20 protein-coding genes and 4 tRNA genes are annotated in these 19,864 nt (G+C 69.7%); 16 read left to right on the top strand and 8 right to left on the bottom strand.

Going from position 1 to position 19,864, the window contains the following annotated elements:
• Positions 1–30: 30 nt before the first annotated feature.
• From Q9R27_RS15545 to Q9R27_RS15555, 3 genes are read right to left on the bottom strand one after another with little or no spacing between them, the layout of a single operon-like run.
• A complete protein-coding gene (locus Q9R27_RS15545; RefSeq protein ID WP_311253310.1) occupies positions 31–777 on the bottom strand; it encodes a phosphoadenylyl-sulfate reductase in 747 nt (248 codons plus the stop codon).
• A complete protein-coding gene (locus tag Q9R27_RS15550; RefSeq protein ID WP_311253311.1) occupies positions 774–929 on the bottom strand; it encodes a hypothetical protein in 156 nt (51 codons plus the stop codon). Before Q9R27_RS15550 ends, Q9R27_RS15545 begins: the two co-directional genes overlap by 4 nt.
• The gene (locus Q9R27_RS15555) at positions 929–2,644 is read right to left on the bottom strand and encodes a nitrite/sulfite reductase (protein ID WP_311253312.1); all 1,716 of its coding nucleotides are present in this window, start codon (positions 2,642–2,644) and stop codon (positions 929–931) included. Before Q9R27_RS15555 ends, Q9R27_RS15550 begins: the two co-directional genes overlap by 1 nt.
• 435 nt (positions 2,645–3,079) lie before the next feature.
• Between Q9R27_RS15555 and Q9R27_RS15560 the strand changes: the two genes are divergently transcribed.
• From Q9R27_RS15560 to Q9R27_RS15575, 4 genes are all read left to right on the top strand, one after another.
• Complete coding sequence (locus Q9R27_RS15560; protein ID WP_311253313.1) at positions 3,080–4,522, top strand: glycine hydroxymethyltransferase; 1,443 nt, start codon at positions 3,080–3,082, stop codon at positions 4,520–4,522.
• A gap of 35 nt (positions 4,523–4,557) precedes the next feature.
• Positions 4,558–5,562 carry a YihY/virulence factor BrkB family protein gene (locus Q9R27_RS15565; protein ID WP_311253314.1) on the top strand — a complete coding sequence of 335 codons (1,005 nt, stop codon included), beginning with the start codon at positions 4,558–4,560 and terminating at the stop codon, positions 5,560–5,562.
• A gap of 64 nt (positions 5,563–5,626) precedes the next feature.
• On the top strand, positions 5,627–6,673 hold the full coding sequence (locus Q9R27_RS15570) for a potassium channel family protein (RefSeq protein ID WP_311253331.1): 1,047 nt from the start codon (positions 5,627–5,629) through the stop codon (positions 6,671–6,673).
• A gap of 112 nt (positions 6,674–6,785) precedes the next feature.
• A complete protein-coding gene (locus Q9R27_RS15575) occupies positions 6,786–7,193 on the top strand; it encodes a hypothetical protein (protein WP_311253315.1) in 408 nt (135 codons plus the stop codon).
• Positions 7,194–7,213: 20 nt separating this feature from the next.
• On the opposite strand, the gene Q9R27_RS15580 is transcribed toward Q9R27_RS15575, so the two are convergent.
• Positions 7,214–7,288: transfer RNA gene (locus Q9R27_RS15580), tRNA-Val, on the bottom strand.
• Positions 7,289–7,472: 184 nt separating this feature from the next.
• On the opposite strand from Q9R27_RS15580, the gene Q9R27_RS15585 reads away from it, so the two are divergent.
• Positions 7,473–7,904 carry an SsgA family sporulation/cell division regulator gene (locus Q9R27_RS15585; RefSeq protein ID WP_311253316.1) on the top strand — a complete coding sequence of 144 codons (432 nt, stop codon included), beginning with the start codon at positions 7,473–7,475 and terminating at the stop codon, positions 7,902–7,904.
• A gap of 2 nt (positions 7,905–7,906) precedes the next feature.
• Here the strand turns inward: Q9R27_RS15585 and Q9R27_RS15590 are convergent, their stop codons facing one another.
• The gene (locus tag Q9R27_RS15590; protein WP_311253317.1) at positions 7,907–8,728 is read right to left on the bottom strand and encodes an aminotransferase class IV; all 822 of its coding nucleotides are present in this window, start codon (positions 8,726–8,728) and stop codon (positions 7,907–7,909) included.
• Positions 8,729–8,833: 105 nt separating this feature from the next.
• Between Q9R27_RS15590 and Q9R27_RS15595 the strand changes: the two genes are divergently transcribed.
• The 3 genes from Q9R27_RS15595 (at position 8,834) to Q9R27_RS15605 (ending at position 9,131) form a co-directional block, all read left to right on the top strand.
• Positions 8,834–8,906, top strand: a tRNA-Gly gene (locus tag Q9R27_RS15595).
• A gap of 49 nt (positions 8,907–8,955) precedes the next feature.
• Positions 8,956–9,029, top strand: a tRNA-Cys gene (locus tag Q9R27_RS15600).
• Between the two features lie 27 nt (positions 9,030–9,056).
• Positions 9,057–9,131, top strand: a tRNA-Val gene (locus Q9R27_RS15605).
• Positions 9,132–9,177: 46 nt separating this feature from the next.
• On the opposite strand, the gene Q9R27_RS15610 is transcribed toward Q9R27_RS15605, so the two are convergent.
• Both Q9R27_RS15610 and Q9R27_RS15615 read right to left on the bottom strand, forming a co-directional pair.
• Positions 9,178–9,795: a hypothetical protein gene (locus Q9R27_RS15610; RefSeq protein WP_311253318.1), complete on the bottom strand. Its 618-nt coding sequence runs from the start codon at positions 9,793–9,795 to the stop codon at positions 9,178–9,180.
• Positions 9,796–9,821: 26 nt separating this feature from the next.
• Complete coding sequence (locus Q9R27_RS15615; protein WP_311253319.1) at positions 9,822–10,763, bottom strand: putative sulfate exporter family transporter; 942 nt, start codon at positions 10,761–10,763, stop codon at positions 9,822–9,824.
• 70 nt (positions 10,764–10,833) lie between these two features.
• On the opposite strand from Q9R27_RS15615, the gene Q9R27_RS15620 reads away from it, so the two are divergent.
• The 8 genes from Q9R27_RS15620 (at position 10,834) to pdxS (ending at position 18,952) form a co-directional block, all read left to right on the top strand.
• On the top strand, positions 10,834–11,763 hold the full coding sequence (locus tag Q9R27_RS15620) for a LysR family transcriptional regulator (RefSeq protein ID WP_311253320.1): 930 nt from the start codon (positions 10,834–10,836) through the stop codon (positions 11,761–11,763).
• A gap of 56 nt (positions 11,764–11,819) precedes the next feature.
• Positions 11,820–12,422 (top strand): ATP-binding cassette domain-containing protein, encoded by a 603-nt coding sequence (locus tag Q9R27_RS15625; RefSeq protein ID WP_397219897.1) that lies wholly within the window; start codon positions 11,820–11,822, stop codon positions 12,420–12,422.
• 116 nt (positions 12,423–12,538) lie between these two features.
• Positions 12,539–13,897: a DUF6297 family protein gene (locus Q9R27_RS15630; RefSeq protein WP_311253322.1), complete on the top strand. Its 1,359-nt coding sequence runs from the start codon at positions 12,539–12,541 to the stop codon at positions 13,895–13,897.
• A gap of 103 nt (positions 13,898–14,000) precedes the next feature.
• Positions 14,001–15,986, top strand: a complete 1,986-nt coding sequence (gene thrS / locus Q9R27_RS15635) for a threonine--tRNA ligase (RefSeq protein ID WP_397219891.1) — start codon at positions 14,001–14,003, stop codon at positions 15,984–15,986.
• A gap of 8 nt (positions 15,987–15,994) precedes the next feature.
• Entirely contained in the window at positions 15,995–16,525 is a 531-nt protein-coding gene (locus Q9R27_RS15640; RefSeq protein ID WP_311253323.1) for an HIT domain-containing protein, read from the top strand.
• A complete protein-coding gene (locus Q9R27_RS15645; RefSeq protein WP_311253324.1) occupies positions 16,522–17,310 on the top strand; it encodes an inositol monophosphatase family protein in 789 nt (262 codons plus the stop codon). The genes Q9R27_RS15640 and Q9R27_RS15645 overlap by 4 nt, the downstream gene beginning before the upstream one ends.
• A 10-nt stretch (positions 17,311–17,320) precedes the next feature.
• On the top strand, positions 17,321–17,977 hold the full coding sequence (pgsA, locus tag Q9R27_RS15650) for a phosphatidylinositol phosphate synthase (RefSeq protein WP_397219893.1): 657 nt from the start codon (positions 17,321–17,323) through the stop codon (positions 17,975–17,977).
• A 63-nt stretch (positions 17,978–18,040) separates the two neighbouring features.
• Positions 18,041–18,952 (top strand): pyridoxal 5'-phosphate synthase lyase subunit PdxS, encoded by a 912-nt coding sequence (pdxS, locus tag Q9R27_RS15655; protein ID WP_311253325.1) that lies wholly within the window; start codon positions 18,041–18,043, stop codon positions 18,950–18,952.
• Here pdxS and Q9R27_RS15660 read toward each other — a convergent pair.
• Positions 18,900–19,784: an aminoglycoside phosphotransferase family protein gene (locus Q9R27_RS15660; RefSeq protein WP_311253326.1), complete on the bottom strand. Its 885-nt coding sequence runs from the start codon at positions 19,782–19,784 to the stop codon at positions 18,900–18,902. The genes pdxS and Q9R27_RS15660 overlap by 53 nt on opposite strands.
• Between the last annotated feature and the right edge of the window lie 80 nt (positions 19,785–19,864).

Raw genomic sequence — 19,864 nt, forward strand, 5'->3', positions numbered from 1 at the left:
TGGCACTGCTGTTCGTGGGGGCCGGTGCGCTCATGTGTGGATCCCGCACTCGGTCTTGTTCTGGCCGGCCCAACGGCCGCTGCGTGGGTCCTCGCCGGGCGCGACCCGTGAAGTGCAGGGCCAGCAGCCGATCGAGGGATAGCCGTCGTGGACGAGAGGGTTGACGAGCACGCCGTTCTCGGCGATGTAGCGCTCGACGTCCTCGTCGCTCCAGCGGGCGATGGGGGACACCTTGACCTTCCCCTTCTTGGCGTCCCAGCCGATCACCGGGGCAGTCACCCGGTTGTGGGTCTCGGCGCGGCGCAGGCCGGTGGCCCACGCGTCATAGTTCGCCAGGGAGTCGGCCAGCGGCTTTACCTTGCGCAGCGCGCAGCACGTGTCCGGGTCAGTCCGCCACAGGTCCTTGCCGTACTGCTCGTCCTGCTCGGCGACGCTCAGCTCGGGAGTGACGGTGACCAGGTTGACGTCCATGGTCGCCGCGACGGCGTCGCGGGTGCCGATCGTCTCGATGAAGTGATAGCCGGTGTCGAGGAAGACCACGTCCACCCCGGGCGCCACGGTGGCGGCCAGATGGGCCAGCACCGCGTCACCCATCGAGGAGGTCACGCAGAACTTCTCCCCGAACGTCGCCACGGCCCACTCGATGATGTCCTCGGCCGGTGCCAGTTCGAGCTCGGCGCCGGCGTGGGAGACGATCTCGCGCAGCTCCTCCGGCGACCGGTCGGCCGTGTGGCTGCCGCGGAAGGCGCGCGCCGCTGCTGTCGACTGTGCGGTCATGGCGTGCCTCCTTCGTTGGTCAGGCCGAGCATGGTCAGGGAGAAGATGCGCTGGCAGGAGCGGCACTCCCAGGTGCCGGGGCGGGCGTCGTGCGGGCGCAGGTCCTCGTCCCCGCAATACGGGCAGTGGTTGGCCTGGGCGCGCTGGGACATCAGACGGCCTCGAGCGTCTTCTCGCCGCGCAGGTCGACCTCGTCGGCCCGGGCGACCCAGTCCGCGAACGCTTCGCCCTCGGTGCGCTGGGCGAGGTAGGCGTTGACGATGGTGGTGATGTAGTCGTCCAAACCCTTGCTGGTCACCTTGTGGGCCCGGAGCTTGCGGCCCAGCTCGGCACGGAAGCCGATGCCCCCGCCCAGGTGGACCTGGAATCCCTCCACCTGGTTGCCGTCCTCGTCGAGGACGAGCTGGCCCTTGAGGCCGATGTCGGCGACCTGGGTGCGCGCGCACGAATTGGGGCAGCCGTTGACGTTGACGGTGATCTCGGTGTCGAGGTCGGGGAAGCGGCGCTCGAGCTCGGCGACCAGGTCGTGGGCGCGCTGCTTGGTGTCGACGATGGCGAGCTTGCAGAACTCGATGCCGGTGCAGGCCATCGTGGAGCGGCGCCAGTTCGACGGGTTGGCCTGCAGGCCGATCGCGTCCAGTGCGGCGACGACGTCGTCGACCTTGTCGGGGGCGACCCCGATCAGCACCAGCTTCTGGTAGGCGGTGAAGCGGACCCCGGCGACGCCGTACGTCTCGACCAGGTCGCCGAGCGCGGTGAGCAGTTCGCCGTTGACCCGTCCCACGGTCGGGGCGGCGCCGATGTAGAAGTTGCCGTCCTTCTGCTCGTGTACGCCGATGTGGTCGCCGTTGCGGGTGGCCACGGTGGGAGAGGGGTTGGAGACCAGCTTGCGCTGGAGGTATTCGACCTCGAGCACCTCGCGGAACTTCTCGATGCCCCAGTCCTTGACCAGGAACTTCAGCCGGGCGCGCGAGCGGAGCCGGCGGTAGCCGTAGTCGCGGAAGATCGAGATGACACCTTCCCAGACGTCGGCGACCTCGTCGATCGGGATCCACACGCCCATCCGGGCGGCGAGGAAGGGGTTGGTGGACAGGGCGCCGCCGACCCACAGGTCGAAGCCCGGCCCGTGCTCGGGGTGGACCACGCCGACGAAGGAGACGTCGTTGATCTCGGGCGCGCCGTCCAGGCTCGGGTGGCCGGAGACGGAGGTCTTGAACTTGCGGGGGAGGTTGGCGTATTCGGGGTTGCCGGTGCGGCGCCGGTTGATCTCGGCCAGGGCCGGGGTGCCGTCGATGATCTCGTCCTTGGCGACGCCGGCGACGGGGGAGCCGAGCATGCCTCGCGGCGAGTCGCCACAGGCCTCTTCGGTGCTCAGGCCGACCGCTTCCAGGCGTTCCCAGATGGTCGGGACGTCCTCGATCTCGATCCAGTGGTACTGGATGTTGGAGCGGTCGGTGATGTCGGCGGTGTTGCGGGCGAAGTCGGTGGAGATGCCGCCCAGGGTGCGCAGTTGCCCGGCGTCGAGCAGCCTGCCGTCGCTGCGCACGCGCATCATGAAGTAGCGGTCGTCGAGCTGCTCCTCCTCCAGGGCACCGGTCTTCCCGCCGTCCAGGCCGGGGGCGCGCTGGGTGTAGATGCCGTACCAGCGGAACCGTCCGCGCAGGTCGGCCGGGTCGATCGAGTCGAAGCCGCGCTTGGAGTAGATGTTCTCGATCCGGGCGCGCACGTTGAGCGGGTTGTCGTCCTTCTTGGACTGCTCGTTCTTGTTCAGCGGCGTCGAGTAGCCGAGGCCCCACTGACCCTCGCCGCGCTTGGGGCGGGGGACATCGGCCCGGGGGCGGGCTGCGGGCTGGACGGTGTCGTTCATCGTGTTCCTTCGAGACGGATGGAGACGCTCGAATCGCGTGCTCCCGGAGCCACGACGTCGGGGCTCGGGGCTGCCTGCGACCGGCGCCCGGGGACGGTTTGTCTGGTTCGGGCGGCCACGTCCACGCGGTGGTGGTCGTGACAGGTCAGCAGGGCCAACACATCATGCTGCGGACACGGCCGTAGTCCACGTGGCGTCGAACCACGAGGTACAGCTGTTCGGCAACAGTGATCATGGACGGGAGTCTCACGGAGCGGACGCCCCTCCCACAAGCAGGAATCTCATGTTGTGGACAAGAGTATCGAAAGATGAGACGCCTGATCCCGCTCCACGCGGGGATTGATTCCCCGGCGTGGCCCATGTCACGCCCGGCGCGGGAATCGGCAGGGGGCGTCGAATCGGCAGCCCGGTGCCGGCATCACTAGTGTGTGCCCCATGACCGACCTGTCTGCCACCACCAGTTCCGCCTACCAGCAGGCCCTCGAGGTGATTGCCTCCGTGGAGCCCCGGATCGCCGAGGCCACCAGGCAGGAGTTGGCCGACCAGCGCTCCTCGCTCAAGCTGATCGCCAGCGAGAACTACGCCTCGCCTGCCGTGCTGCTCACCATGGGCACCTGGTTCAGTGACAAGTACGCCGAGGGAACCGTCGGTCACCGCTTCTATGCCGGCTGCCAGAACGTGGACACGGTCGAGTCGCTGGCCGCCGAGCACGCCCGCGAACTCTTCGGCGCCGAATACGCCTACGTCCAGCCGCACTCGGGCATCGACGCCAACCTCACGGCGTACTGGGCGATCCTGGCGCACCGCGTCGAGGGCCCCTGGCTGGGCGAGGCCGGCGTGAAGAACATGAACGAGCTCACCGACGCCGACTGGGAGAAGCTGCGCCACGAGCTCGGCAACCAGCGCCTGCTCGGGATGAGCCTTGACTCCGGCGGCCACCTCACCCACGGCTTCCGCCCCAACATCAGCGGCAAGATGTTCCACCAGCAGCAGTACGGCACGGACCCGGCCACGGGGCTGCTCGACTACGACGCGCTGCGGGAGAAGGCGCGCGAGTTCAAGCCGCTGATCCTGGTGGCCGGCTATTCGGCTTACCCGCGCCGGGTCAACTTCGCCAAGATGCGCGAGATCGCTGACGAGGTCGGCGCCACCCTGATGGTGGACATGGCGCACTTCGCCGGGCTGGTCGCCGGCAAGGTCTTCACTGGCGACGAGGACCCGGTGCCGCACGCACACGTGGTCACCAGCACCTCGCACAAGTCGCTGCGCGGCCCGCGCGGCGGCTTCATCCTGGCCACCGAGGAATACGCACCCAGCGTGGACCGCGGCTGCCCGATGGTGCTCGGCGGACCGCTCTCGCACGTGATGGCCGCCAAGGCCGTCGCCTTCGCCGAGGCACGCAAGCCCGAGTTCCAGGCCTATGCCCAGGACGTCGCGGACAACGCCAAGTCCCTGGCCGAGGGATTCAAGAAGCGCGGGGCAAAGCTGGTCACCGACGGCACCGACAACCACATCGTGCTGCTCGATGTCACCTCCTTCGGCCTTACCGGCCGCCAGGCCGAGTCGGCGCTGCTCGACGCCGGCGTGGTGACCAACCGTAACTCGGTCCCGGCCGACCCCAACGGCGCCTGGTACACCTCCGGCATCCGCTTCGGTACGCCGGCACTGACCACCCGCGGCTTCGGCCACGACGAGTTCGACAAGACCGCCGAACTCGTCGTCGACGTGCTGCAGAACACCACGCCCGGCACCACCAAGGCAGGGGCGCCGTCCAAGGCGACGTACACGCTGGCCGACGGCGTGGCCGAGCGGACCCGCAGCGCCTCGGCCGAGATGCTTGCCGCCCACCCGCTCTACCCGGGCCTCGACCTGTCCTGACCGGAACCCGGCCCGCCAAGGGCTACCGTTGACCCATGCCGACCAAGCCACCCAGGAAGCAGCGTGGCCTGGTCGGCAAGGTGTTCCACCTGCTGTGGCGCCTGACCGTCACCACGGTGGCCTCGTGCATGCGCTACCGGGTGACCGGGCTCGCTGCCGAGGCCGCGTTCTTCGCGGTGCTCTCGATGCCGCCGTTGATCTTCGCGCTCACCGGCGCGATCGGTTATGTCGGGGAGACCTTCACCGCCGCGCAGGTCGACGACATGCGCCAGGCCGTGATCGACCTCTCCGGGCGGGCGCTGACCGAAAGCGCCGTGCACAACATCATCGTGCCGACCTTCGACGACGTGATCGAGGGCGGCCGGTTCGACGTGATCTCGATCGGGTTCGTGCTCGCGTTGTGGTCCGGCTCCCGGGCGCTCAACGTCTTCGTCGACACGATCACGATCATGCACGGGCTGGGCGGGCACCGCGGGATCATCCGGACCCGGGCGCTCTCCTTCGGGCTCTACGTGATGGGCCTGATCACCGGGATGGTCACCATCCCGCTGGTGATCGCCGGCCCGAGCCTGGTGGCGCGGATCCTGCCCGACGAACTCGGCTTCCTGCACGGGCTCTACTGGCCCACCGTGGTGGTGCTCTGCATCTGCTTCCTGGCCACCCTCTACCACGTCTCGGTGCCGGTGCGCACGGGCTGGAGCTACAACCTGCCGGGCGCCGTCTTCAGCCTCTGCTGCTGGATCGTCGGCTCCTGGTTCCTGCGCTGGGTGCTCACCGTCACCGCGGCCGACTCCAAGTCGATCTTCGGCCCGCTGGCAGCGCCGATCGCGGTGCTGCTGTGGCTCTATGTCGTCTCGATCGCGGTGCTGATCGGGGCAGCGCTGAACGCCGCCTTCGACGAGGTCTTCCCGCAGAACACGACCCAGAAGGCGCGCCAGGAGTTGATGAAGCGGCTCAACCAGGTGCTGCCGTCGCGGCGTACCTCGCGTGGTGCCGCCGACGACGTGTCGTCCGACCAGCCCGAGGCTGCCGGCCAGTGAGTCGCCGGCGTGCCAGACTGGGCGCGTGTCCGTCGAGAAGGGTGATCCCCGCGCCGTAGGCGTCATGCTCCCGGAGCGACAGCGGTCCCCGTGGTGGGAGCTGGGGCGCCGGTTCCTGCTGGCTGCGGCGATCCTGGTCGGCACGGTGCTGCTGGTCTGGCTGGACCGCGGCGGCTACCGCGACGGCAACGACCCCACGGGCGAGGTCGGCCTGATCGACGCGATCTATTACACGACCGTGACCCTCAGCACGACCGGGTACGGCGACATCGTGCCGGTCAGTGACCAGGCTCGGTTGGTCAACGCGATCGTGATCACCCCGGCGCGGATCGGGTTCCTGGTGCTCCTGATCGGCACCACGATCGAAGTGCTCGCCAACCAGGGACGCGAGATGTTCCGGGTTGCCCGGTGGAGGAGGAACATGAAGGAACACGTCGTCGTCATCGGCTATGGCACCAAGGGGCGCAGCGCCGCCGACACGCTGGTCCAGAACGGGCTCGACCCCGAGTCCATCGTGGTGGTCGACCCGCGTCCGAGCGCCCGGGAGGAGGCCAACGCCGACGGGCTGGCCGTGATCGCGGGTGATGCGACGCGTCGCGACGTACTGCGCCGGGCGCGGGTGGAGCGGGCCAGCCAGGTCATCATCACCACCGACCACGACGCCAACACGATGATGGCGACGTTGACGGTGCGCCAGATCAACCCCGACGCCTACATCGTGGCGGCGGTGCGGGAGCAGGACAACGTGCCGCTGGTGCGCCAGTCCGGTGCCCAGGCGGTGGTCACCTCGAGCGAAGCAGTGGGGCGCCTGCTCGGTCTGTCGTCACTCTCGCCGACGCTGGGGGAGGTGATGGAGGACCTGATGACCTATGGCACCGGGCTCGAGGTCGCCGAGCGCGACCTGCTGGTCAGCGAGGTCGGCAAGCAGCCGCAGCGGCTGCCCGACCAGGTGATCGCGGTGGTCCGCGACGAGCAGGTCTACCGCTACTTCGACCCGGTGGTGACGCAACTGGCCCGCGGCGACCGGCTCATCGTGGTGCGCCCCTCGAAGGAGCAGCCGTGGGCGCCGCGACCGGGCGCGAACTTCGAGGACGCGGCGATCGACGACTGAGTCGGCATGGCCCGATCGGGCCATCACCTGGCCGAACGGTCAACTTTGTCCAGTTCCTGTCCCAACCCGTGTGATCCGGGCTATTTTTCTCCCAACGGATCTGGAGGGGTGCATGAGCGAGTACGACGACGCGTGCGCGGCTGAGGCGATCTACGCCGTGAGCCCGCGCCGCCTGCTGGCTGCCGTGCTCGCGGCCAAGCCACACCGGTTCAAGTTGGTGGCGGCCCATGCGGCAACCATGCGGTTCACCTTCACCAGTGTCTCCGGCGACGGCGGTTTCCACCTGGAGTCGCTGCTCCACGGCCACATCACCGGCGCCCCTGAGGGATCCCGGTTCCGGATCAGCGGGGGATCAGAGGCGTCGAAGGCGCGCACGCAGGCAGCGATCGACACGTTCCTGGAGCGGGTCCGCTTCGTGGTGGAGAGCCCGGAGTTCGCCGGCCTGCTGGACGAAGTCGCCCGGGCGGCGGGTGATCGTCCCGCGGACGGTGACGCCGCCGGGAAGTGCGCCGGGGCCTGAGAGAAACTCTGATTTCTTGCTGGTGGGCGATACTGGGTTCGAACCAGTGACCTCTTCGGTGTGAACGAAGCGCGCTACCACTGCGCCAATCGCCCGCAGGTGCGGGTGGAACTGTAACGCATCCGCCCCCGGGGCTCGCAATCGCGGTCCACGACAGTGCGATCCGCGGCCGTGTGACCCAGATTTCACCGGATTCCCCGTCACGCGCGGCAACGAGGTCCGTTTCTTCAACGCAGGCCGCCCGGCACCGGGCGCAACCGACGTACGGAGGGACTCAGGATGCTCAACGAGGAGATGCGCGGCCGGACCGACATCCGCCACGAGATGGACCTGGTCTGCGTCGACGGCGAGGGCCGGAGCATGCGACTGGGCACCACGTTCGGCTACTCCGCCGCCGACCCCTTTGCGGTCACCCTGACCTTCCGCACCCACTGGTGCGAGGTGGTCTGGACCTTCGCCCGTGACCTGCTCATCCTCGGCACCACCGAGCCCACCGGTGACGGCGACGTCCACGTGCGGCCGAGCCTCGACCGTGCGGGCAACGCCACCGTGGTGCTGGAGTTCTCCTCGCCCGACGGCAACCTGGTCGCCGAGGCGTCGGCGGCAGAAATCACCGCCTTCCTCGCCTCCGCCCTGTCACAGGTGCCCGCTGGCACCGAATCGCGGCACATCGACGTCGACGAACTGATCGGGCACCTGCTCACCCACTGATCTCAGGGGTCCGGCTGCTCCGCCTCGCGCAGCGCCCAGGTCCGTGCTGCTTCGCGGGTGACCGGTCCCGGCGCGGGCAACCGGCGGCCGTCGAGGGAGTGGATCCCCTGTACGTCGCGGGTCGTGGAGACCAGGAAGGCCTCGCTGGCCGCCTCCAGTGCTGCCATCGGCTCGTCGACCTCGCGACCCCCGAACCATTCCAGGACCAATGCCCGGGTGACCCCGGCCAGGCAGCCGCTGGCCAGGGTGGGCGTGCGCAGTTCGCCGTCGACGACGTAGAAGATGTTGCTGCCGGTGCCCTCGCAGATGTTGCCGAGGGTGTTGGCGAACAGTGCCTCGTCAGCGCTACGCTCGGCCGCGTGGGCCAGGGCGACCACGTTCTCGGCGTACGACGTGGACTTGACGCCGGCCAGCGCCCCCCGTTCGTTGCGCGGCCACGGCACCGACACCGCAGCCGCCGTCTCCGGGTACGGCGCCATCGCCCCGGCCACGCAGGTCAGTGTCGGAGGTGCCTCGCCGCGGTTGGACCCCATCGGCGCCACCCCGCCGGTCCAGGTGATCCGCAACCTGCCCAACGGCAGGTCCTGGCCGGCCATCGACTCGGCGACGGCGCGGCGGACCAGTTGCTCGTCCACCGGGGGCAGGCCCAAGGCCGCCGCGCTGCGTGACAGTCGCGCCAGGTGGCGACTGAGCGCGAACGGGACGCCGTCGACCACCTTGACCGCCTCGAAGACCCCGTCGCCCACGGTGAAACCGTGGTCGGTCACGGTGATCGCGGCCTCGTCGATGCTCTCGAGGATTCGTCCATTCACCCAGGCGCGCATGGGGCCAGCGTAGCGACCGAACACGCGGACGGACCCCCGGATTTTGCACGTGGTTCGGGTTCGGCTAATGTTCTCACGCACGCCCGGTCCAGACCGGATGCGCAAGCGGACGTAGCTCAGTTGGTAGAGCGCAACCTTGCCAAGGTTGAGGTCGCGAGTTCGAGCCTCGTCGTCCGCTCGGAGTGAAGGTCTCCCCGGACCCTCGGGGAGCACTGAAGGCCTCCTTCGGTGGGTTGGCCGAGAGGCGAGGCAACGGACTGCAAATCCGTGTACACGGGTTCAAATCCCGTACCCACCTCCACCAGACACCGTTACAATCAAAGATCTGGGACGATTGGCGCAGTGGTAGCGCGCTTCCTTGACACGGAAGAGGTCACTGGTTCAAACCCAGTATCGTCCACCAGCAAGAGACCGCCCCTGAACTGCGCGACAGCAGACAGGGGCGGTTGTCATTCCGGCGTCGACTCCCTCGCGGCCGCCCACTGCTTGCGCTCGGCGAAGTACGCCGTCGCCTGCGCATAGTCCTTCGGAGTCACCGGACGGCCGTCGATCTCGCCGCCGGGGGCAGTGATCAGCACCCGCAGCGGGCGGTCCTTGAGGTCCATGTCGCCCAGCACATAGCGGCGCTCGTGGGCCGGGATCGCCAGATAGGCCGCCCGGAGCGCGTCGCGGTGCGCCTCGTCGGGGTGGGCCAGAAAATCCTCGGCCGCCTGCAGGCACCGCTGGCTCGAGGTCGGGCGCCCGGCCAGGGCCTCGATCTGGTCGAGCACCTCCAGCACCAGGCCCTCAGCAGTGACGTGGCTGGTCTGCTCGGCCACGGTCCAGTGGGCCAGCCCGGTCAGCGAGACCCGGGCACCGGGCGGCACCTCGGTGGTGAGCTGGCCCGAGGCGAGCCGCTCACGGAGTCCGTCGAGGTCGAACGGCTCCGGGCAGGCCAGCCGGCCGTCGGCGAAGACGACCAGCGTGCTCAGGAAGTAGTAACCGCCGTTGTTGATGAAGATGGGGTGGGAGCGCCCATCGATGCGGTCCTCGCCCTCGATCCGGTAGGTGTGCCGCCAGGTGCCCATGGGTCGAGCGTAGGGGAGGGCGGGGCTCAGGCCACGGCCAGGATCGCCAGCGGTACGCCGGTTGCCACGGCCGTCGCGAACGCGGCCAGCAACAGCGCCCGGGGCGGGACGGGCCACAGGTCGCGCACGGCGAGCCCGAGCCCGAGGCCGAACATCCCCGCACCGAGCAGCACGTTGGCCGTCCAGGAGCCGACGTCGAGCACCGCGTCGGGCAGCACCTGCGCCGAGCGGACGGCGATCGCAGCGACGAACCCCCACAGGAACCACGGCACAGTGGCACGCGGGCAGTCCGGTGTGCGGTTGGACCGGATCACCGCGTGGTGGACCGGGACCAACATCATCACCCGGCCCAGCTTCACGCTCATCGCGACAGCAATGCTGCCGCCGCCGACCAGTGCGGTCCCGGCGACCACCTGGGCGACCTCGTGGATGCTGGCGCCCATCCACAGCGACGTCTCGCGCGGGTCGAGTCCCAGCACCGTCGCGAGCACGGGGATCGCGAACATCATGGTGGTGCCGGCGATGGTGACCAGGGCGACCCCCAGGGCAGCGTTGCTCCGCCGTGCTCCGAGGGAGTCCTGTACGGCGGCGATGGCGGCCGCCCCGCAGATCGAGAAGCCCGCCGCGACCAGGTCCACCAGGTCGGTGTCCAGCCCCATCCTGCGCCCCACCACCTGGGTCAGGCGGAAGGTCACGATCACGGTGACCAGCACCATGGCGATGCCGGTCCATCCGACCGCGGCCACGTCGCCCACGGAGAGGCGGAGGCCGAGCAGGACGATGCCCCATCGCAGCAGCACCTTGGCGGCCGCCTCGATGTCCGGGAACCCGCTCCGGCCCCGCAGCGGGGCGTTAGCGACCACGGCCCCGAGGAGCAAGCAGACCAGGAGGAGACTCGCCAACGGGGCCACCGTGCCCGCGGTCGCCGCCGCGGCAGCGACGGCGAGGGGGACGAGCCAGCGGGTCATGTGTCCAGCCTCGCCGGGTCGCGTCGTCGGGAGTAGGGAGCGCGACCGGGGTGGGACATAATGCATGGTTATGACTCAGAAGTCGCTGGACCTCGAGACCCTGCGCCTCCTGGTCGCCGTCGACCACAGGGGCAGCATCGGCGCCGCCGCCCACGACCTCGGCCTCTCGCAACCGGCGGCCAGCAAGCGGATCCGCGAGTTCGAGGCGCGGTGGCGGCTGCGGGTCATCGAGCGGTCACCACGCGGGTCGCGCTTCACCGACGACGGGCGAGCAGTGCTGGCCTGGGCAGCCGGCGTGATCCACGAGAGTGACCTGATGCTGGCCAGCCTGGCGGCACTGGCCGAGCGCCGCCGCGACACGCTCGCGGTGGCCGCGAGCCTCACCGTCGCCGAGTTCATGCTGCCGCGCTGGATCGGGGAGTTGCGCACCGCACACCCCGAACTGCACCCGCACCTGCAGGTGGTCAACAGTGCGCAGGTGGCCGACCTGGTCCGCGCCGGCCAGGTCGACGTCGGCTTCATCGAGACCGCCGAGTTCCCCCGTGACCTGGCCGTGACGCCGGTGGGCAGCGACGCCCTGGGCATCGTCGTCGTGCCCGGTCACGCCTGGGCCCGGCGGTCCGTGCCGTTGACCAGGGAGCAGATCCTCGCCGAGGAGTTCGTGCTCCGTGAGGAGGGCAGCGGCACCCGCAGCACGTTCGAACGCGCACTGCGAGCCCGCGCCGGGGTCGCCCTGGAAGCCGGGTCGACGGCGGCGATGCTCGGCGCCGTCCTCGCCGGAGCCGGGCCGGCTGTGGTCTCCCGGCGCGCGGTCACGGCGTACGTCGAGACCGGCCGCCTCGTCGAGGTGCGGCACGGGCTCGACCTGCGCCGCCCGATCAGTGCGGTGAGCCCGCCCGGGCGCCGCTTCGACGACCGGGCCGAGGAACTGGTCCGGATCGCGCGCCTCGCGGCCCGTCGGGACGCGGGAGACCCCGACGGACCTACGCTGTCGGGGTGATCAACGACAGGGTGACCAGCGACCAGGCGCCCCTGCTCCGCGTCCGCGGCCTGCGGATGACCTACGGCGAGCACGACGTGCTGCGCGGACTCGACTTCGACGTCGCCGCGGGCACTGCCACCGTGCTGGTCGGACGCAACGGGGTCGGCAAGTCCACCGTGCTGCGCCTGGTCACCGGCATCGAGGAAGCGAGCGAGGGCACCGTCGAACTCGCCGGCAAGCCCCTCGACGAGCGCTCGGCGATGGTCCGCGCCGACCTGGCGGTGGTGCTGGACGACATCGACTTCTTCCCGGACCTGACCGTCGTCGAGCACCTGGACCTGATCGCGCGCGCCCACCGCGTGGCCGACCCGGACCAGGTCGTGGACGAGGTGCTCGCCGAGGTCGGGCTCGTGGCGCAGTCCGCCCAGTTGCCCGGCTCCCTCTCCTCGGGGCAGCGCCGCCGCCTCGCCCTGGCCAGTGCCTTCGTGCGCCCCCGGCGACTGCTCGTCCTGGACGAACCCGAGCAGCGCCTCGACGCCCAGGGCCTGGCCTGGCTGGCCGACCGGCTGCAGCGGGAGAAGGCAGCCGGGCTGGCGGTCCTGCTCGCCAGCCACTCACCGGAACTGGTCGACGCCGTCGCCGACGACGTGGTGGACCTGAACGAGGTCGGACCCTGAGCGCCGCCGGTGCGGAGGTCCGTGAACTCCGCGGGTGGATCCGGCACTGGCGCCGGGCCCACGCCACGCGCCCGCTGACCGACCTGATCAGCGATGGCTACATCGCCATCTTCTCCGTGGTCGTCCTCGGCTCGATGCTGGTCAGCGTGCTGGTCAACGTCGCCGGGCTCTCCGACGAGCACTGCACGTCGAGCGGTTGCCGCGAAGCCCGCGCGCTGCTGCCCTGGCTGGTCACCCTGGGCACCCTGCTCGTCGTCCTGGTGCTGGCCCGGATGTTCGGCCCCGTCTTCGCCTCCCCGGCGGTCTCCTCATGGTTGCTCTCCACCCCGGCCGACAGGGGAGCGCTGCTGCGCCCGCGGGTGTGGAGCGCGGCCACGATCGCGGCGCTGGTGACCGGGTTCCTCGCCGCCGCGGCCACCACCCTGGGCGGGTTCGGCGCGCCCGCCATCGCGGCGTACTCGGTGCTCGCGGCGGTGCTGGCCGTGCTGATGGTGGCGCTCGCCGTGCTCGGCCAGGGCGGCCGCGGGCGAGCCGTCCAGTTCCTGGTCTGGGCGCTGGCCGCGGTGCTGTGGTCCGTCCTGGTCCTCCTCTCCGTGGGCAGGGCGCCCTTGCTGGACGCTCCGGACGAAGCCTCGGGGCCCGTCCTGGCCGTCGGTGCCGGACTGGTCATCGCCACCGGCTGCCTCGTGGTGATGGCGCTGCGGAGCACGGGCCGCCTGCACCGCCGCGACATCGCCGCAGGCGGGAACTTGGCACCTGGCCTCTCCGGTGCGCTGGCGAGCCTCGACCTGGCCCTGATGTACGACGTCCTGCTGGGCCACCGCTGGCGAGGCAAGGGATCGGTGCCCTCCCGCCGCGGGGGACCGGCCGGGGCATCGGCACTGGTGCGCAAGGACCTGGTCCGGTTGGCGCGCAGCCCGCAATGGCTGGTCCTGGTCGCGGCGAGCGTAGTGCTGCCGTACGCCGTCGGGGTGGCCGGCGGTGAGCGGGTGGCCTTCCTGGCCGCGGCGCTGGTCGGCTTCCTGACCGGCCTGCCCCTGCTCTCCGCGTTGCGGGTCCTGGTCCGCTCGCCCAGCGTGCTGCGCCACTTCCCGTTCCCGGTTGCCCGGGCCCGCCAGGCGACCCTCGTGGTGCCTGCGATCGTGCTGTTGCTGCACGGCATCGCGATCACCCCGTTGCTGCACCGGGTGCTGGAGTTGAACTGGTCCGCAGCCCTGGTCTGCGCGATCGCCTCGGGACTGGCATCGCTGGCTGCGTCCACCCGGTGGGTGACCGGGAAGCCACCGGACTTCGGCCGCCCGCTGGTCTCCAGCCCGGCCGGGGGAGTGCCGACGAACCTCTACGGCAGCGCGCTGCGTGGGTTCGACATCCTGTTGCTCACCACGCTCCCGGTGCTGCTGGTGCCGTCGGGTGCGGCGGCGCTCGTCTCCATCGGCATCTCCCTGGTCGTGCTGGTCGTGCTCGCCGACAGTTGAGGCCGGTGCATGCGAGCGACCGGGTGAAACCGGCGCGCGCCCCGGGTGGCGTGGCCGATACGATCGGGGCAGCAACCGACCAGCACCCCACAAGGAGTCATCCGTGTCCGACATCAAGGTCGTCCTCGTCCACGCCGACGCGCGCGAGGAACGCACCGTGGCCACGGGCACCAAGGCATGGGAACTCTTCGCCGAGGACCCTGACATCATTGCGGCCCGGGTTGCGGGTGCGTTGCGGGATCTTTCCCACGAACTGGGCGACGGTGACGAGGTGGAGGGCGTCGCGATCGACAGCGCCGATGGGCGCGACATCCTGCGCCACTCGACCGCACACGTGATGGCCCAGGCCGTCCAGGACCTCTTCGGTGACGCCCGGCTTGGCATCGGGCCCCCGATCACCGACGGGTTCTACTACGACTTCGACGTCGAGACCCCGTTCGTGCCGGAGGACCTCGACAAGATCGAGTCGCGGATGCGCAAGATCATCAAGGAGAACCAGCGCTTCTCGCGCCGGGTCACCGACGACGACGCGGCCCGCGAGGAACTGGCCGACGAGCCCTACAAGCTCGAACTGATCGGGCTCAAGGGGTCCGCCGGTGAAGCCGCAGAGGGCGCCAGCGCCGAGGTCGGCGAGGGCGAACTGACCATCTACGACAACATCAACCGCAAGGGCGAGGTCGCCTGGAAGGACCTGTGCCGCGGTCCCCACCTGCCGACCACCAAGCGGATCCCGGCCTTCAAGCTGATGCGCAGCGCTGCGGCGTACTGGCGGGGCGACGAGAAGAACAAGCAACTCCAGCGGATCTACGGCACCGCCTGGGAGTCCAAGGAGGCGCTCGAGGCGCACCTGCACCGGATCGAGGAGGCCGAGCGGCGCGACCACCGCAAGCTGGGCCGCGACCTGGACCTGTTCAGCTTCCCCGACGAGATCGGCTCGGGCCTGCCCGTCTTCCACCCCAAGGGCGGCGTGATCAAGCGCGCCATGGAGGACTACGTCCGCGAGCGGCACATCGCCGAGGGGTTCGAATACGTCGGCACCCCGCACATCGCCAAGGAGGGGCTCTTCCACACCTCCGGCCACCTGCCCTACTACGGCGAGGGCATGTATCCGGCGTTCGACGTCGACGGCATGGACTACCGCCTCAAGGCGATGAACTGCCCGATGCACAACCTGATCTACCGCTCCCGGCAGCGCTCCTACCGGGAACTGCCGCTGCGCCTCTTCGAGTTCGGCCACGTCTACCGGCACGAGAAGTCCGGCGTGATCCACGGCCTGACCCGGGTGCGCGGCTTCGCCCAGGACGACTCGCACTCCTACTGCACCCCGGAGCAGGCACCCGCCGAGGTGGAGCACCTGCTCAACTTCATGCTCTCGCTGCTGCGCGACTTCGGGATCGACGACTTCTACCTCGAGCTCTCCACCCGCGACGCCAGCAAGGACAAGTTCATCGGCTCCGACGAGGACTGGGCGACCGCGACCAAGGTGCTCGAGGACGTTGCCGTCGGCACCGGCCTGGAGCTGGTCCCGGACCCGGGCGGGGCGGCGTACTACGGGCCCAAGATCTCGGTGCAGGCGCGCGACGCGATCGGCCGCACCTGGCAGATGGGCACCGTGCAGTACGACTTCAACCAGCCCTCGGCCGACCGGTTCAACCTCGAGTACGTCGCCGCCGACGGTTCCCGGCAGCAGCCGGTGATGATCCACTCGGCCAAGTTCGGCTCCATCGAGCGGTTCATGGGCGTCCTGGTCGAGCATTACGCCGGCGCGTTCCCGCCCTGGCTGGCTCCGGTCCAGGTCACCGGCATCCCGATCGCCGAGCGGCATGAGGACTACCTGCTCGACCTGGCCGCGCGGATGAAGGCGCAGGGCATCCGGGTCGAGGTGGACCTCTCCGATGACCGGATGCAGAAGAAGATCCGCAACGCGCAACTGCAGAAGGTGCCGTTCATGATCATCGCCGGGGACGACGACATGGCAGCCGGAGCGGTCTCGTTCCGCTATCGCGACGGACGCCAGGACAACGGCGTACCGATCGACGAGGCGATCGCGCGGGTGGCCGAGGCCGTCGAGTCGCGCAGCCAGGTCTGAGGCCGACGATGAGCGACGAGGTGCACGCCCAGGGCCCCGGCGAGCTCGATGGACTGGAGCGGATCTGGACGCCGCACCGGATGGCCTACGTGCGCTCGGCGGTGGGCGGGGACGGGTGCCCGTTCTGCATCATCCCGGCCAAGCCGGACGAGGACTCCCTGGTCGTCGCCCGCGGCGAGCACTGCTATGTCGTGCTCAACCTGCACCCCTACAACCCCGGGCACCTGATGGTGCTGCCCTACCGGCACGTGGCCGGCCTGGAGGAGTTGACGCCGGAGGAGTCCGGCGAACTGATGGCGTTCACCCAGCGCGCGGTGGTGGTGATCCGCTCGATCAGCTCACCGCATGCCTTCAACGTCGGCCTCAACCTGGGCAGCGCGGCAGGGGGATCGCTGGCCCAGCACCTGCACCAGCACGTCGTACCGCGCTGGTCGGGCGACGCGAACTTCATCACCGTGGTCGGCGGCACGAAGACGCTGCCCCAGTTGCTCGCCGTCACCCGGGACCTGATCGCCACCGCGTGGAGCACGGCCCCGTGACCACGACGCTCGATGAGGATGCCGAACTGGCCGCACGGCTGGTCCGTGCGGCCGGCAAGCTCGCCTCGCGGATGCGCGCCAAGGGCCTGGACTCGCGGCAGAAGTCGAACGTGGCCGACATCGCCACCGCGGCCGACGACGCGGCCGAGGCGCTCATCGTCGCCACCCTGCGCGCCGAACGCCCCGAGGACTCGATCGTCGGCGAGGAGGGCACCGACCATGTCGGGACCTCGGGCCGCACCTGGGTGATCGACCCGGTCGACGGCACCTACAACTTCTTCCGCGGGATGGACTGGTGGTGCTCGGCGATGGCGCTGGTCACCGAGGACGACCTGACGCTCGGCGCAGTCCACCACCCGGCCACCGACCAGGTGTACGTCGGTGGGCCCGGGCGCCCGGCCACCTGCAACGGGGAAGCCCTGCCGCCGCTGCACGACGTACCGGCGGAGCAGGCGTGTGCCGCGACGTACCTGCACCCGCCGTTCGTCAGCGGGGAGATCGGTACCGCCTTCGGGCGGGCCGCGAACCGGATGGCCACGGTGCGGATGCTCGGCTCGGGGACGATGGACTGCGTGGGCCTGTTGCGCGGCTTCAACGACGTGGTCTTCCAGCACTCGGTGGCCGACTGGGACCGGTTGCCCGGAGCGGCGCTGATCCGCAGCCTGGGCGGGGAGTCGGTGGTGGTCCCGGCGGCCGGTGTCGACTGGCACGTGACGGGTCGCCCGGGGCCGGTGGCAGCGGTGGTGGATGCGCTCGGTGCCGGGTCCGGGGCCGGGGACCGGTAACCTTCGGCGCGTGCTGAGCAATTCCGTCCTCGACCGGTTCAAGGGATTCTGGCAGGGCGTCCTGCTGGCTCCCTTCGTCAACCTCTTCCTCAAGCTGGGGATCAGCCCCGACACGGTGACCCTGGTGGGCACCATCGGGGTGGTCGCCGGCGCGGTGATCTTCTTCCCCCAGGGGATGCTCCTGACCGGGGTGCTGGTGATCACCGCGTTCGTCTTCAGTGACCTGATCGACGGGCAGATGGCGCGCAAGCTCGGCCGGCAGAGCAAGTTTGGTGCCTTCTGGGACTCGACGCTGGACCGCTTCGGCGACGCTGCGATCTTCGGTGGGCTGGCGATGTATTACGTCGGGCCCGGCGACAACGACTGGTTCGCCGCGCTGGCCATCTACTGCCTCTCGATGGGGTCGGTGACCTCCTATGCGCGGGCGCGGGCCCAGTCGCTCGGGCTGGAGGCGAAGGTCGGCATCGCCGAGCGGGCCGACCGGCTGGTCTCGATCCTGGTGATCACCGGCGTGGCCGATCTGGTCAACGTGCTCGGGGCGGGGGAGAAGGCGCTGTGGGCGATCCCGATCACCCTGGGCGTGCTGGCCCTGGCCAGCACGTTGACGGTGGTGCAGCGGGTGGTGCACGTACGACGTCTGGCGCTCGCCGAGGAAGGCCCGCGCTGAGGGTTACTGACCCGTGGGTGGACAGGTGAACCCGGACAATCCGCCCGGTACTAGGCTTGAGGCATGGCAACTGAATCCGGAGAGAACACTGGTGCTGCGACGGGTACGTCGCGTGTGAAGCGGGGCATGGCCGAGATGCTCAAGGGCGGCGTGATCATGGACGTGGTCACCCCCGAGCAGGCGAAGATCGCCGAGGATGCCGGCGCCGTCGCCGTGATGGCCCTCGAGCGGGTTCCCGCTGACATCCGCGCCCAGGGCGGCGTCTCCCGGATGAGCGACCCGGACATGATCGACGGCATCATCGAGGCCGTCTCCATCCCGGTGATGGCCAAGGCCCGGATCGGCCACTTCGCCGAGGCGCAGATCCTGCAGAGCCTGGGTGTCGACTACATCGACGAGTCCGAGGTGCTGACCCCGGCCGACTATGCCAACCACATCGACAAGTGGAACTTCACGGTCCCGTTCGTGTGCGGCGCCACCAACCTGGGTGAGGCGCTGCGCCGGATCACCGAGGGCGCGGCGATGATCCGCTCCAAGGGCGAGGCCGGCACTGGTGACGTGTCCAATGCGGTGACCCACATGCGCACCATCGGCGGCGAGATCCGTCGGCTGGGTGCCCTGTCGGCCGACGAGCTGTACGTCGCGGCCAAGGAGCTGCAGGCGCCGTACGAGCTGGTCCGGGAAGTCGCCGCGAACGGCAAGCTCCCCGTGGTCCTCTTCACCGCCGGCGGCATCGCCACCCCGGCCGACGCAGCGATGATGATGCAGCTCGGCGCCGAGGGTGTCTTCGTCGGCTCCGGCATCTTCAAGTCGGGCAACCCGGCGCAACGTGCCGAGGCGATCGTCAAGGCCACCACGTTCTATGACGACCCGGACGTGGTCGCCAAGGTGTCGCGGGGCCTGGGTGAGGCCATGGTCGGGATCAACGTCGAGGAGATTCCGCAGCCGCACCGGCTTGCCGAGCGCGGTTGGTGAGCGCACGCTCGATCATCTGGTGGCCCTGCGCCTCGAAGGCCTCGTCACCGACCTGGTGAGCCCAGACGGCCGTGTTCACGGCCTCGCGTAGCCGTTCGCGGAACCACGCCTCGGGTTCGCGCGGATCACTGCCGTAGCCCTCGACGAAGGCGGCCTCGCGTGAAGGGTCTGCACGGAAGTCGCGCGCGTCGAGGCGCAGCCAGTCGGTGATGGCCGGTCGCATGGCGGCCCGTCCGAAGTCGATCGCGCTCACCTGGCCGTCGGCGATCAGCCAGTTGCGCGGCTGCCAGTCACCGTGTGTCGGCACGACCACGACCGGTGGTGTTGCCCACGACTCGATGGTGCGGCGGAGCCTTGTCGCGACCTCGGGTGCGATGCGATGTGGCTTCTCCAGGTTCTGCAGGACCTTGCGGTTCTCCCTCGCCTCGTAGTCGCGGTCGATGCCGCCCTGTTGGGCGTGTAGCGCCGCAAGGAGCGCACCTGCCTGGCGAAAGACGTCGGGTTCCTCCTGTGCGGGGGAGTCGAGGACGAGCGCCCCGGGAAGGTATTCGCTGAGCAGGATCTTTGCTGCGCGATCCCCGGCGATGAGTTGCGGTGCTCTGCCAGCGGACACCCAGGGTTCGAGCCATTGTTCGTGGGCGGTGAGTTCGCGCGCGACATGGTGGTTGGTCGGGCCGTCGGCCTTGACCACGTAGTGCTTGCCGCCCGATTCGACCTCGAGCACGACGCTGTCGACCAGTCCCCAGCCAAGGTCACGCACGACCCGGTGTCCCGGCAGCCAGCGTGCCAGCAGGGTCGACTGGGACGCACTCAATGAACCGATGCTGGGCATGCCTCGAACCTATGTCACGGGTTCAGAGGGCGAGGAGTTGTTCTTCGAGTTCGGCGAGGTGTTCGGGGTCGGGTGGGAGT

The sequence above is a fragment of the Nocardioides sp. AE5 genome, from assembly GCF_031844485.1.
GTDB lineage: Bacteria > Actinomycetota > Actinomycetes > Propionibacteriales > Nocardioidaceae > Nocardioides.

Excerpts from the sequence above, each read along its gene's own strand:
- Q9R27_RS15555 (WP_311253312.1), bottom strand. The coding sequence starts at position 2,644 with ATGAACGACACCGTCCAGCCCGCAGCCCGCCCCCGGGCCGATGTCCCC.
- Q9R27_RS15585 (WP_311253316.1), top strand. The coding sequence starts at position 7,473 with ATGCTCAACGAGGAGATGCGCGGCCGGACCGACATCCGCCACGAGATG.
- Q9R27_RS15660 (WP_311253326.1), bottom strand. The coding sequence starts at position 19,784 with ATGCCCAGCATCGGTTCATTGAGTGCGTCCCAGTCGACCCTGCTGGCA.
- pdxS (WP_311253325.1), top strand. The coding sequence starts at position 18,041 with ATGGCAACTGAATCCGGAGAGAACACTGGTGCTGCGACGGGTACGTCG.
- Q9R27_RS15565 (WP_311253314.1), top strand. The coding sequence starts at position 4,558 with ATGCCGACCAAGCCACCCAGGAAGCAGCGTGGCCTGGTCGGCAAGGTG.
- Q9R27_RS15545 (WP_311253310.1), bottom strand. The coding sequence starts at position 777 with ATGACCGCACAGTCGACAGCAGCGGCGCGCGCCTTCCGCGGCAGCCAC.
- Q9R27_RS15590 (WP_311253317.1), bottom strand. The coding sequence starts at position 8,728 with ATGCGCGCCTGGGTGAATGGACGAATCCTCGAGAGCATCGACGAGGCC.
- Q9R27_RS15560 (WP_311253313.1), top strand. The coding sequence starts at position 3,080 with ATGACCGACCTGTCTGCCACCACCAGTTCCGCCTACCAGCAGGCCCTC.
- Q9R27_RS15640 (WP_311253323.1), top strand. The coding sequence starts at position 15,995 with ATGAGCGACGAGGTGCACGCCCAGGGCCCCGGCGAGCTCGATGGACTG.
- Q9R27_RS15615 (WP_311253319.1), bottom strand. The coding sequence starts at position 10,763 with ATGACCCGCTGGCTCGTCCCCCTCGCCGTCGCTGCCGCGGCGGCGACC.
- Q9R27_RS15610 (WP_311253318.1), bottom strand. The coding sequence starts at position 9,795 with ATGGGCACCTGGCGGCACACCTACCGGATCGAGGGCGAGGACCGCATC.
- Q9R27_RS15575 (WP_311253315.1), top strand. The coding sequence starts at position 6,786 with ATGAGCGAGTACGACGACGCGTGCGCGGCTGAGGCGATCTACGCCGTG.
- Q9R27_RS15620 (WP_311253320.1), top strand. The coding sequence starts at position 10,834 with ATGACTCAGAAGTCGCTGGACCTCGAGACCCTGCGCCTCCTGGTCGCC.
- Q9R27_RS15550 (WP_311253311.1), bottom strand. The coding sequence starts at position 929 with ATGTCCCAGCGCGCCCAGGCCAACCACTGCCCGTATTGCGGGGACGAG.
- Q9R27_RS15625 (WP_397219897.1), top strand. The coding sequence starts at position 11,820 with ATGACCTACGGCGAGCACGACGTGCTGCGCGGACTCGACTTCGACGTC.
- Q9R27_RS15570 (WP_311253331.1), top strand. The coding sequence starts at position 5,627 with ATGCTCCCGGAGCGACAGCGGTCCCCGTGGTGGGAGCTGGGGCGCCGG.